This window comes from Pseudomonas sp. BR20, assembly GCF_050780135.1.
Taxonomy (GTDB): Bacteria; Pseudomonadota; Gammaproteobacteria; order Pseudomonadales; family Pseudomonadaceae; genus Aquipseudomonas.
In genome coordinates this window covers 5,893,384-5,906,111 of the sequence record NZ_CP172012.1, presented here as the reverse complement: position 1 = coordinate 5,906,111, position 12,728 = coordinate 5,893,384, and the positions used below count along the sequence as shown (strand labels likewise).

At 53.9% G+C, this 12,728-nt stretch carries 6 protein-coding genes and 1 pseudogene; all 7 read left to right on the top strand.

Annotated elements, in window-relative coordinates; translation table 11 throughout:
- Nucleotides 1-210 precede the first annotated feature (210 nt).
- The 7 genes and pseudogenes from ACHPFG_RS27205 to ACHPFG_RS27175 all read left to right on the top strand — a co-directional run bounded on the left by ACHPFG_RS27205 (nucleotide 211) and on the right by ACHPFG_RS27175 (nucleotide 12,495).
- Nucleotides 211-1,346: pseudogene (locus tag ACHPFG_RS27205) on the top strand (IS3 family transposase).
- A gap of 657 nt (nucleotides 1,347-2,003) precedes the next feature.
- Nucleotides 2,004-2,831 carry an NUDIX hydrolase gene (locus ACHPFG_RS27200; protein ID WP_431700947.1) on the top strand — a complete coding sequence of 276 codons (828 nt, stop codon included), beginning with the start codon at nucleotides 2,004-2,006 and terminating at the stop codon, nucleotides 2,829-2,831.
- A gap of 356 nt (nucleotides 2,832-3,187) precedes the next feature.
- Nucleotides 3,188-5,380 carry a type I Zorya anti-phage system protein ZorA1 gene (gene zorA1, locus ACHPFG_RS27195; protein ID WP_431703528.1) on the top strand — a complete coding sequence of 731 codons (2,193 nt, stop codon included), beginning with the start codon at nucleotides 3,188-3,190 and terminating at the stop codon, nucleotides 5,378-5,380.
- 13 nt (nucleotides 5,381-5,393) lie between these two features.
- On the top strand, nucleotides 5,394-6,137 hold the full coding sequence (gene zorB1 / locus ACHPFG_RS27190) for a type I Zorya anti-phage system protein ZorB1 (protein WP_154863532.1): 744 nt from the start codon (nucleotides 5,394-5,396) through the stop codon (nucleotides 6,135-6,137).
- Nucleotides 6,134-7,762, top strand: a complete 1,629-nt coding sequence (zorC, locus tag ACHPFG_RS27185; RefSeq protein ID WP_431700945.1) for a type I Zorya anti-phage system protein ZorC — start codon at nucleotides 6,134-6,136, stop codon at nucleotides 7,760-7,762. Before zorB1 ends, zorC begins: the two co-directional genes overlap by 4 nt.
- Nucleotides 7,762-11,010 (top strand): type I Zorya anti-phage system protein ZorD, encoded by a 3,249-nt coding sequence (gene zorD / locus ACHPFG_RS27180; RefSeq protein WP_431700943.1) that lies wholly within the window; start codon nucleotides 7,762-7,764, stop codon nucleotides 11,008-11,010. The genes zorC and zorD overlap by 1 nt, the downstream gene beginning before the upstream one ends.
- Before the next feature lie 201 nt (nucleotides 11,011-11,211).
- A complete protein-coding gene (locus ACHPFG_RS27175; RefSeq protein WP_431700941.1) occupies nucleotides 11,212-12,495 on the top strand; it encodes an HNH endonuclease in 1,284 nt (427 codons plus the stop codon).
- Nucleotides 12,496-12,728 lie beyond the last annotated feature (233 nt).

Here is a 12,728-nt window from a genome sequence, read left to right as displayed (position 1 = left end):
GCGTGGGGCGAGGTTGAGTTTGCGTAGAATCATTTTTGAAGCCTCTTCAAGGTATCACTATGTCGTCAGCTTGCTGGGCCGCTGCAGGCCGTTCGTCGGGTGCGACGCCGACAACAAAGATCAAATAGGGATCTTCAAAGGCCGCGGTAGTGGACTGCCCCCGGCATCGTAGACATCTCCAGCCTATGCTTTGAGCATAGGAGGAAGTTTATGAGCACCCAACGATTCACGCCGGAATTCAAGGCAGAAGCCGTGAGGCAAGTTATTGAACGCGGATACTCCGTTGCGGAAACAGCCGAGCGCCTCGGCGTTTCGACCCACAGCCTCTACAAATGGGTCAAAGCCGTGACGCCTGACAAAACCGAGAAACAGGCCAGCGAGTTGCTCGAAGCCAAAAGCGAGATTTTGCGGCTGCGAGCCCAAATGCGACGCTTGGAAGAAGAGCGCGACATATTAAAAAAAGCAGCGCGGTACTTCGCCAGGGAACCCGAGTGAAATACCGCTTCATGGACGAGCACCGACACATCAATACGCGATCACTACGCTGTGTCGGGTTTTGCGAGTTGCTCGTGCCGGGTTCTATCAATGGCTACACAAGCCTGTTTCTGATCGCGAAAAAGAGAATGGTCGGCTGTTAGGGCTGATCCGCGACTCCTATGCGGCCAGTCGAGGTGTGTATGGCGCACGGAGGGTGTTTGCTGACTTGCGCGAGGCTGGAGAAAGTTGCGGCAAGCACCGTGTCGCGGCACTGATGCGCACCAATAAAATCAAGGCGCTCAGAGGATATAAAGCCCCGCGCGCAATCAAAGGCAGACCATCGATCATTGCCCCCAATCGACTTAACCGGGCCTTCACTGTCGATCCCCCTAATAAGGCTTGGGTGACCGATATCACTTACATCCGAACGTGGCAGGGATGGCTATATCTGGCTGTCGTACTGGATCTCTACGCTCGCAAGGTGGTCGGCTGGTCAATGAAGCCAACGCTAGGCAAGGAGCTGGCGCTGGACGCGCTGCTCATGGCGGTATGGCGCCGTAAACCCAAAACCAGAGTCATCGTGCATTCGGACCAGGGTAGCCAATATGGTAGCGATGACTGGAAACGTTTTTGTCTGGCCAACCACCTCGAGCCGAGTATGAGCCGCCGAGGAAACTGCTGGGAATGCCGTGGCTGAGTCTTTTTTCAGTAGCCCGAAAAAAGAACGCATCCGCAAGAGGATCTACAAAAACCGGGACATGGCCCGTGCCGACGTATTCGATTACATTGAGGCGTTTTACAACCGAACGCGTCGTCACAGTCACCTGGGCGGCGTCAGTCCTGAGGCCTTTGAAAGTGCCTCACTTTGAGGCTGGAAAATGTCTACGGGAGCGGGGGTAGTCCACAAAAAAAGACGTCCGTGGACGTCTTTGTTTGATCATTTGGGCCGGGGTAATCTGAATTGATTCTGTATCGTATTGATTTTTATTGATTATTTTTGGTTAGATTTTCTATTGGAATACCTTATGGAATACCATTCGCGAATCTTTTTAAATTCCTGCCTTTACGTCGACCAAAGCTCAATTCCACAGCTGTACTTCGGATTTCGCCTTTGAGCGGAACCAACGGCTACTGATAGCGATTGCTGGCGCTTGGTTCATTCCTTCACTCGCTCTGGCGAGTCGGCGCGTGCCTTATTGCTGTCGCTTACGGCAAACTGCGCTCGTGCTCCAACTCCTCAACCCAATCCTCGCCATCGGGAGACGCCTCGGCGTAAGCGAGCCTACGATTCTGACGCAGAGTCGTCAGGGAAGCCTGCTTGAATTGTTTACCTGTGCGCACGTCCAGCCTTGGCGACGGCGGCTCAGGGGCTTAATGTGCGCGGAAATTCGCAAACACGGGGCTGACCGTAGCTCAATGAAGGGCTGGAACTTGGATGTAAAAAGTGCTCTGGCCGATTGATGCCAATGCGACATAGAAGGATCCGGCAAATTGTATGAAACCTTCAAAGAACTCGAGGAGCAATCATGACATGGGTCATCCCTGAGGCCACCGCTTACGGCGGCATCCTCTTGAACTCCGGTGGTCAGGTTCTCCTGCGCGAGCCAGCCAATCATTACGATGGGTATGTCTGGACATTCGCCAAAACGCGGCCCCAGGGTGATGAGAAACCGGAGCAAACGGCTCGTCGTGGAGTGCGCGGAGAGGTTGGGCACGATGCGAAGGTTATAGGCGTACTACCAGGTGTCTATAGGGGTGGGACCACGACCAACGCATATTTCTTGATGATTTCCGACCATGGGCATGGTTCGGTCAGTCAAGAGACCCAAAGCATTCGCTGGGCAAGCTACGAAGAAGCACGGGTGTTGATAAAAATGACCACCAACCACGTAGGCCGGCAGCGTGACCTGCAGATACTCGAGGCCACTCAGCGGTGGCTGGAGGTCAATTACAAAGGTGTGATTGCGTTTGAGCAAAGCGGCTCAAGCGGGTGGGTCATCAAAGGAGACTGGATGACCGAGGAAATGCCGGATCGTTTTGTGACCTTGCCCTTGGATTTCTATCTTGGGCCTAAGGACGCTGAGGCGATCCGCAAAGGTTACATTCCGTCTGCGATGGAAGAGAAATGGTTTAGCTATTTTGTGGACAACAAGCTTTACCAGCACCGGAGCTGGACAGGCTTCTTGATTGATAGCATCAGTTTTGTCGAGGAGCGGGGGGGATTGCGCGCGGTGCAGGCGGATGTGAATAGGCAGCGCGAGCAGTACTCACAAACAGACGATGCAGAAGATGTCGCTCGGATTGAACTGATGGTTCGCAAATTGGCTGAGCAGAATCAAAGTTTTCGACACTGATCAAATCGCAGAGGGGCTGGAGGGGATTTGTACAGTAGTCGAAGAGCACACACCCGATAAGCCTATCGGATCTTTCAGGTCAGGGATCCATTGATCGCGTCCGGCTTTACGACGGTCAAGGCTCAGGCTAAGGTGCTGGCATAAGGACATGATTTTCTAACATTTGTCCACGGAAGGTTCCTGTATCAGTCGTAGTGAAACTACCGCCCTTCCTTTCCGACTTTGTTGTGCCCTGAAAAACGCGTGCCGAGCAAGCTGCTGTCATCGATCACCAACGGGATTGGCGATTGACGCATCAATGTGGTTGTTGCATGCGTCCCGAACATCAAAAAATTGCTAAATTGAAGGCGGAAAGTATGGATTTTTCGACGCTGTTGCATCTATGGGGTGCAGCAAGCTCCGAGCAGCTGATCGCGCCAATAACGGTAGTTGGCTTCGTTTTCATTTTGTGCGCTTGGTACTTTGTCCGTTATTTTTGTCCATCTTTCAAACTTAGCAGTCAGCTGAAAAAACTGACTAAACGTGTGCACGGTGTGAAAGCGCTCGCCCCGTCTCAACGGCGCTCTGAATTGGAGCAACTGTTCAATGGAAGCAAGCTGGAGCACTCCTGGCACGAATACGCTGAAACGCTGCACGACCAGTTTGAGTTTCAAGAAGGCGAACAGGTTCTTGTCCGGTCGCGCGCCACCGCCGGAGCCGCGCATTTTTTCTCACCTCAAAGCGTGGTTGATACCCCGCTGGGAACCGAGTTTTATAAACACCTGCCTGGTATTTTGACCGGCATCGGTATTGTCGGAACCTTCTTCGGCTTGATGCTAGGCCTACAGCATTTTGATCCAAGCACCCCTGAGCAGGTAAATGCCAGCGTCGATAAGCTGCTCAAGGACGTGTTGTTTGCGTTCATCGGCTCCTTTATTTCAATCATGGCCTCTATAGCCGTCACGATTACTGAAAAGTGGCGTCTGGGCCAATGCTACAGGCTTCTTGAAGCGTTCAACGAAACCATCGACGGGCTTTTCGACAGCGGTGTCGGTGAAGAATATCTAGCGGAGCTTGTGCGCTCGAGTGCTGAAAGCTCCGTGCAAACCCGTCAGCTCAAGGACAGCCTGGTAACCGATCTGCGGGAAATGCTGCAGAACCTCGTTGATACCCAAGTCCGCGAAAGCCTCAAATTAGCGGATACCTTGTCAACGACCTACCGTGACTCTGGGCAGTTGTTGGCCGATCAGGTAAGCAGTGCGATTGAGAACAGTCTCAAATCCCCCCTTGAAGCTATCGCGGGTGCGGTTCAGGCCGCCAGTGGCGACCAGTCAGGGCAAGTACAGAACCTTCTTCAGGATGTTCTAGTTGCCTTCATGAACAAGCTGGAAGGTACGTTCGGCCAACAGTTCAACGGTCTACACGAACTAATGGGGCAGTCCGTTGCCGCCATGCAGTCGATGCAGCAAGGCTTTTCGACGCTGATCCAAGATATGCGTTCGGCTAGCGAGTCCTCGACCCAAAACAGCTCGACTATGATCGCTCAGTTACTCTCCGATATGCAGGCCGGACAGAACGCCATGCAAGCGGGGATGAACGAGATGCTCGCCAATCTCCAGGCTTCGGTTGCCCGTATCGGCAACGAAGGGGAGGGGGCAGGTGCTCGAATGGCCGAGCAGTTGGAGAAGTTGTTTGCTCAAAGCGAGGCTCGCCAACAGGCAATGGCTGAGAATCTCCAGGCTTTTGTTGAGTCGATCAAGCAGAACATCGGCCAAGGTCAACAGGAAACCATGGCGAAAATTGCGGGCTCCGTTGAGGTGCTGGGTGAGCAACTCTCGGCAGTCTTCAAGCAATTGGAGCACGGCCAGCAGCAGATGGATCAAACCACCCGCGCTGCACAGGCTGACCTGCATCAAGGCACCCGTGACTTGGTGGGCGGTCTTGACGAACAGGTCAAGGCGTTGCTGCAAACAGTGTCAGAGCAACAGAAATCTGCACAGGACACCGTTAAGGCATTGAGTGCCCAAACAGAGCAGCATTTGCAGAGCATGCAGCTAGGCGCAGACAAGATGCGGGCGGCGGCTGAGCGGTTTGAAACGGCCGGACAAAGCGTTGCGCGTGCCAGTGAGTCGACTGCGGGGCTGATGGGCACAGTCCAGGGCGCAGGTACTGAGCTTGCACAGGCATCACGTGAGTTGAACACCGTGGTCGCGGACTATCGAAACAATCGTGAAGCGCTGGCGAAAACTCTCGCGGTCATCGAAGGGGTTGTCGCAAGCGCGCAAGGGGAGGCCAGCGGCCGCAGCCAGTATCTCCAGGACCTGAAGGTGCAAAGCGAGCGGTTGCAGGCGCTTAACCGTGAAGTTTATGAATACCTGGAAAACATCAGTGGTGTGTTGGGTAACGGCTTTAAAGAGTTCGGTGATGGTATGGATCGGACCTTGAGACAAACGCTGGGTAGTCTGGATGCCGAGCTCGATAAAGCAGTCAAGAGCCTCGCTGGCGGTGTAGAAGGGGTCAAGGAAAGTCTCGAAGACTTCGGCGACATCATGGAACGAATCAGGCAGTAACGGAGGCTAGTCGATGTTTGGTAAGCAAATGCCTTCGGCTGCCCGTTCAAAAGACGAGGGAGAGAAGCCTTTCTGGATCTCCTTCGCTGATTTGATGACCGCGATGATGATTCTGTTCCTCGTGGTCATGGTGGCAGCTTTGAGCTCTGTGACGCAGCGTATAAATCAAGCGGAGCAAGGAGAGAAGCAGCGCAGTAAGGACATTAGTCAGATCTGTGAGCATCTGAGCCTTAAGGCGAAGACTGCCAGTAAGACCATCGTGGTGGATTGCAAAGACAACCGGATTAGCTTCGGCGATGCTGGCCGCTTTGGGCATAACCAGTACGCGCTGAGCAACGATGGTCAGTCGGCGCTTCAAGAGGTTGTGCCGATGATTCTGGACGCGGCCAACAGTGAAGTAGGCCGTAAATGGTTCAAACAGGTTGTGATTGAGGGATCGACAGACACTGATGGCTCCTACCTTTATAACCTGCACCTTTCACTGCAACGTTCAGAATGGGTGATGTGCAGTCTGCTCGATAGCCGCAGTCCACTCCAAGTTGGATTGTCGCCAGAGCACCAACAGCAAATCAGGTCGATGTTCCTGGCGGGCGGTGTGTCCTTTAACAATGCGAAGGACACTAAGGAAGAAAGCCGGCGAGTGGAGTTGCGCATGCAGTTCTTTGGCTTGAAGGAAAAAGAAGACAACCTCAAGCCAGAGGTGCCGGTGTTCAATAACACTGATATGGAAAAGTGTCAGTTGGCAATGAACCGATGACCAGCCCAATCGCGCGGCTTTCCGCCGTTATTAGCCAGAGCCTGTCAGCACATCGCACGGGGTCGACGCCTGAGCCGTTGGCGCGATTCTCCCGTCTTGGTGCTGCGGGAATTGATCTTTACGAAAGATTTGAACGCGCTGAAAAGGCCTTGCCGCCACCTCAGGAAAAGCGCCGTGCGGCGATAAGCAAGTTCCGCAATGTACTGCCGCTCAACGCTTCAGAATGGCGCTTGGTTTTCGCCGGTCTCTCGGACAAGAGTGAGCGAGTCGGGCCGATTCTGGACGATGACCAGCTTTTTGACCGAGTGCACAAAGAAATCCATCACCGTATTGAAAAACGAAGGCTGAGCCGCCGGGATTGGTTGGCGCTGTGTTTCAGCTACTTTGGGTACGAGGCCGCCACGCCTGATAAGAACGCCAATTGGTGTCTGTTGCGTGAAGACGTTCAGCTTGGCTTCGACTGCGTTAGAGGTCAGCAAAAGCGCGAGAAGGAATGGGTGCATATCGTCCAGCAACATCAGGAGCTTTTTTCCGAGCAGGCAGGTGCCAGGCTGGGCGACCAGATGTTCAATGGTGAAATCAGCGACCTTTCAGCGTTGCAGACGATTGCGCAGATCCCTGACAGCAGTTGGCTGTGGCGAAGGATCTTTAACGTACTGATCTCTCGTATTTTCATGTTGGATGACGCCGAGTTTTCTCAGCGCTTAGCCGACCTTGTCGACATCGGCCGGCAGCATCCGCGCTACATGAACGATATTCTGAGTGCGTGTCTGTCGCGCTATCACGTAGCTGCTTATCGAGAAAAGCCGTCGTCGCTGCTCAAACAGGTTGCACTCGACAATTGGGGCAGCCCTCAGATCCGTTCCAGGCAAAACAGCTGGCTGCAGTATGTTGAAAAAGATGTCTGTGCAATGGTCGTTGCATGGTTTGCGAAGGAGGACCTTGAGCACTTCTTTAACCTATTGAAGGGAGACTCCGAGGTTGATCAATCGCGTCTGCACTACTGGCTGCGATTTGCCAACCAAATGAGTTACACCCGAATTGTTATGGGGTCGGATGCGTGGAATGACCGCGCGCGGGACTTCGTTCATTTCCGTGAGAAAAACAAAGGGCGCTTGAGCAAGCTAGTAGGCGGCCCTGGGCACAACAATGCTGTAGTCATGCAAATTGGGAATTACTTTTTCGTGGAGTTCTCCGGCACAGGCAATGCCTGCTATGTGTACAAAGCAGATGGTTCGCCATTCAACCCAGACAAATCCCAGCTTGAGCTTACTGCAGAGTTGAAGCAGGCAAATCGTGCGCTGGATCGAATGCGGCATTCACCGGCACCTAGCCGCCCAAACCGTATAGAGGGTTGGCTGAGCAAATTCGATGACTCTCTAGGGAAATTGGGCATTCACGTGCAGGGTCAAACCGGCACGCCCGGGTCATCCAAGCCCATGGCTTTTGAAGACCAAGTCCGCGACGCTCTAAAGTCGGTCAAACACAAAGTCTATGACCAACGCGCGCGCGGCGGCGCGTTTCAGGTCCAGCTTGATGACAATGATCAGTCTGCCGTTGCAGCGCTCCAACGCCTGGGCTTCAAGCCCGTCAATCACCAGCCACTCAGGTTCTGGAGGCAGTAATGCTCAAGCGTTTCCTCAAAGGCATTGGCCTGCAGCCGGATACGGCGGTAGTAAATACTGAGCCTGCTTTTTCCATTGAGGAGCAGGGCATTTGTTATCCCCTGAGCTTGGCGGAGAATGCACAGTCCTGGCCGCTGGCAAGCTATCTGGATCAGTTGGAAGAAGAGGAGTTCGTCTCCCAACTCAGCGATCGCTGGCTGCTGACGTGGGATGAACTCTATCGGCTTCTAGATGAGCCAGAGCACTTAACAAGTCTGCCGCTATTGGGGTTGCCGCCAAAGACAGCTCTCATTCCTCAACTGAGCAGCCAGGGCAGTATTGCCTCCGACGACTTCAAGGTCGCTGTCAGTGGATGGCGTGATCCACAATCCAACTCAAATGTGCAGGTGCAGCGCATGGGCGCCATCGTCCAGCACCACGGAAAAATGGAGATTTTGCCTGAGTCGTGCTGGAAGCTGACCGGCGCGGTACGGCAACTTTACCTGGCTCAACAAAATGAGCCGGGTGAAGTAACCAACCAGATCGGCTGGGCCAGCATCAGGAAGTTGGCACGCAAGGCTGGTGCCGGTATGGATGGCTTCCTGGATAAGACCGTCGTTATCAAACCTGAAAGCCTGCGGCTCAACCCGCGAAAATCGACAGTAGGTAATACGCCTGTTATCGAGCTGGAACCAAGCTTCGAAGGCCAGCCGGCAAACTGGCTTGAAAGTTTCGACGGCGCCAATCAGGTTCAGGATCGATATCGGGTGACTGGTGATGATGGATCGCTGACACACGTGCTGATTGATCCCGAAGTCAAATCTGTATTGGACTATGTGCGCTCGTTGCCCGGGCGTCGGGTCGCTGGGGACGATGCTCTTTCTTTCGTCCGCAACCCTTACAGCGCACTCGGCGAAAGTGCCGCGCAAGTGTTGGATGCCGAGACTTATGAAGACGACCTGGCCGAGGCTGGGATTTTCTTTCATCGCTTTCATCTGGAGCCCAAACTGGATGAAGCGGGACAGCGCATCGAGCAGGTAAATCTGACTCTCGAACCGATCTCGCCAACGCCGCAAGCGCCCATCGAAGTTGAATTCAAAGCGGGCTATGAGCTCGCGCCGTTCGTGCGTGAATTGCAACTGAAGTTAGCCGCTGGAATGCCAGCTGGTTTCTGGCAGGGCTATGAGCTGGAACTCAGCGATTTTGATTTGCGCCAGTTGGCAGGCATCAGCGATCTGCTTAAGCGTTGGCAAAACGAAGCGGCCGGTATTGAGTTCGACTCAGTCCTGGACCTGTCTCTTTACGGCGACCGTGTGACTGGCATCGGGGAAGCGGAAAGAATTACTTCGCCTTTCCTCGTCAAGGAGGCGACCGAGAACTGGTTGCCGAAGGATGTGGCGGCGCTGGGCATTGACGCAGAAATTCTTGGGCGTTGGGATCCATCCGACCGTGCTCAATTTGAAGCGTTTGAGCAGCGGCTGGACGAAGCTCGCGCTGCCGGTGATGAAACGGTCTGTTTGCCAGAGTCCGAAACACCGCTGTCGATTGCCGCCGCCGAGCAACTGTTTAATGCCTGGTCCAAGAAGATCGCCCCTGTCGAGACCGGCCTGGTCCAGCAACAGGAAAAAGTTGGTCGCGCCGTACTGCAAATCGGCCACAACATCGACGAACCGACCTACGTTGAGATTCGCCAAGCAGCATTACGCGCCGCTTTGGATGCAATACCAGAGTTGCCCAGCTTGCTCAAGCCTGAGGCCGTATTGCGTGAGCACCAGCTTCAAGGCGTCGCGTGGTTGCAGCATTTGTTCCGCTTGTCCCCCGCGGACGTGTCAGGTTGCTTGCTCGCTGATGACATGGGGCTTGGGAAAACGATCCAGTTGCTCACCTTCCTTGTCTGGTACCTGGAAAAATATCCACAAGACAAACCGACACTTATCGTCGCCCCAGTTTCGTTGCTTGATAACTGGGAGCGTGAGCTTCATCGGTTCTTCTTCGCTGATGCGCTACCAGTGTTGAAGCTGTATGGCTCAGCCTTGAGTGCAGTGAAGTTCAAGAAGGAAGAAATCCCTGCTGACTTGAAAGCAAAAGGCATCAAGAATTTGCTGCGCCCAGGTTGGGTAGGCGGCGCCCGAATCGTCCTGACGACTTACGAGACACTTCGCGATCAGGAGTTTTCCCTGGCGCGCCAGCAGTGGTCGATCGTCGTGTGCGATGAAGCGCAGAAGCTGAAGAATCCCGCGGCACTGGTGACTCAAGCGATCAAAGCCATTCCTGCAAGATTTCGAGTGGCGTGTACCGGTACGCCTGTCGAGAACACCCTGATCGATCTCTGGTGTCTATTCGACTTCATTCAACCAGGTTTTCTAGGTGGTTTGAACCAGTTCGGTCGCGAGTATCAGCGCCCAATCGAAGCCGCGTTGGAGCGTGACACGGTTGCCCTGGAGCGCCTTCGAGGGCTTATCGATCCGCAGACTTTGCGCCGAACCAAGCAGGACATTGCCAAAGACCTGCCCGCCAAAATCGAAGACACAGCATGCCGTTCACTTAGCATGCATGCCTTGCAACGCAATCTGTACCTGTCCGAAATATCCGCGTACAGCCAGAAGCAGCAGATTGAAGAACAGCTCGATCAAAAGAGCTCCGGCATGCTCGGGTTGCTGCACAAGCTCAAGCTCATTTGTGCTCATCCTTACAGCGTTCAGCCAGACAAGCGATTGCGCGACAACTCGCCGAAGCTGCAGTGGTTGATGCAGACCCTTGAGTCGATCAAAAGAGCTGGAAATGGCGACAAGGTCATTGTCTTTACCGAGTTACGTGATATTCAGCGGGAGTTGCAGCACTCGATCCAGGAGCATTTCGGGTTTCGGGCAACCGTCATCAACGGCGATACCAGTACCAGCAGCCAGAGTGCGAATAGCCGGCAGCGGCTGATCGACCAATTCCAGGAGCTGCCGGGATTCGCAGTCATCATTCTGTCGACCATCGCTGTCGGGTTTGGGGTGAACGTGCAGGCAGCCAACCACGTCATTCACTTCACCCGTTGCTGGAACCCGGCCAAGGAAGATCAAGCAACTGACAGGGCTTATCGGATTGGGCAGGAGAAGGATGTCTATGTGTACTACCCGACGGTTCGTGATGCGCAGATGCCGACGTTCGAAGCGACACTCGATGAGTTGCTGAGTAAGCGGCGGGCGTTGGCGCGGGACATGTTGAGTGGGGCTTCGGATATTCAGGCTTCGGACTTTGAGGCGCTGCTGAAAACACGCTGAGCCCGACTTGCAGGAAAACGTTGCTTGGCGATATGTCAAATATAAGTACAGGTAAGTTCCTGCTCGGGTTTGCAAATAGGCAAAAACCAGCCAAGTGGCGCTTGTCTAGTACAACCTGTGAGCGGATTGCTTACCTGTAGACGTTTGTAGCTGGATTGCTTAGGGTGTGGCCATTCGATATTGCCCTTTCAGGGAACGAAAATGAGTACGTCATTGCAAGATGTTGTCAAAAAATTCGAGCGCAGCTCACCCTTTTCAATTCTTGCCGCAGACTGGCCTACGGCCGTCCGTAATGATTTCGCCGAGTTTGTACTGGCGGTGCATGACTCAGGTCTCGACCTATGGATCATCGCAGATGGCCAGATACGCTTGGGCAACAAGAGCGGTACCCGTGATCGCGCAGAAGCCTGTCTCGCCTGGATAATTGCGCAGAAAAACGGGCCCATCATCAGCTTCTCACGCCTCGTTGCTGGCGCTGACACCCCTTGGGAGGTAGTCGGAAAACCCGTGCTGGCGCGTTTGCAAGCGCCAGGCTTTTTGAAGACATATCCAATTAAGAGCCGTGTTGTCAAATGGCCCAACGAGTACTCGCTTGATCAATCCGAGAATGGAGAGCCGTTCTCAACGGCCTCACCTGTGCCTGGCCAGTTCAACGGGCATGCTCTAACCGTTGAACAAATCGTAAGCGGTCTCGAACAAGCGGGATTTGTTTTGACACCCTTGCCGGGAAACAAAGTATTCCGCCTGATGCATCCAGCGTTGGATGAGCCGATTTATGTCAAGAGGGGGGCAGGTCAATCGACGCGTGCACCGTTGGTGCTGCATCCCATGCATGCTTCAAAGCTTGTCGAATGGTCCGAAATAACCGGTGTCGAGCGTCCAGCGGAGCTTTACTACCACAATAGCAACCTGCGTGGTTTTCCCAAGCGTCTCCATAGCGGCACTACGCCCATAAACTATGGGATTGCTTTTGGCTTTCGTGACACTGCAGCAATGGATGCTCTTGTCCAATCTCTGTTTGGTCACGAGTCCCTTCCTGACGAAGTGCCAGCTATGCCAGCTGCGATGACTATCGATCTGGGTGAGGTAGCTCTGACTGACACAGAGCGAGACGCTTTGATCAAAGCTCGTATCGGTCAAAGCCGTTATCGCGATTCCCTTGTGGCTTATTGGGGCGGTTGCTCAGTAACCGAGTGCTCCATTCCCCAATTGCTGCGTGCCTCGCATATTAAGCCTTGGCGGTCAGCGAACCATGCCGAGCGACTTGATCAGTTCAATGGACTGCTTCTGACCCCTAACCTCGACTTGGCCTTTGATCAAGGCTTGATCAGCTTTGATGACGATGGCGACATTTTGCTGAGCCCTGAAGTAGATGCAGCGACAGCGGCGGCGCTCCATTTGAGCCCTGCATTGAGGTTACGACAGATCGAGCCGCGCCATCGCTCCTATCTGACATGGCACCGTGAAAACCTATTCCGGAATTGATCCGCTCTAACCCGATGTGTGACCACCTCCTAAATTTTCTGCCCTGAATCACCGGATGGCTGGCCATGAACGAACTACTGCATCACCGTGGCTCGCTCTGCGCTTAGCCTAAACGTGCTGTCCCCACTAAACTCCAGAATTGGGTTAAGTTTTTCTTCTGTCACTGCTGTGATCCAGCTGCAATGCTGCCATCGCCGCTCTAGTAGTTCCGCTGTCGCCACACGCGATACGAC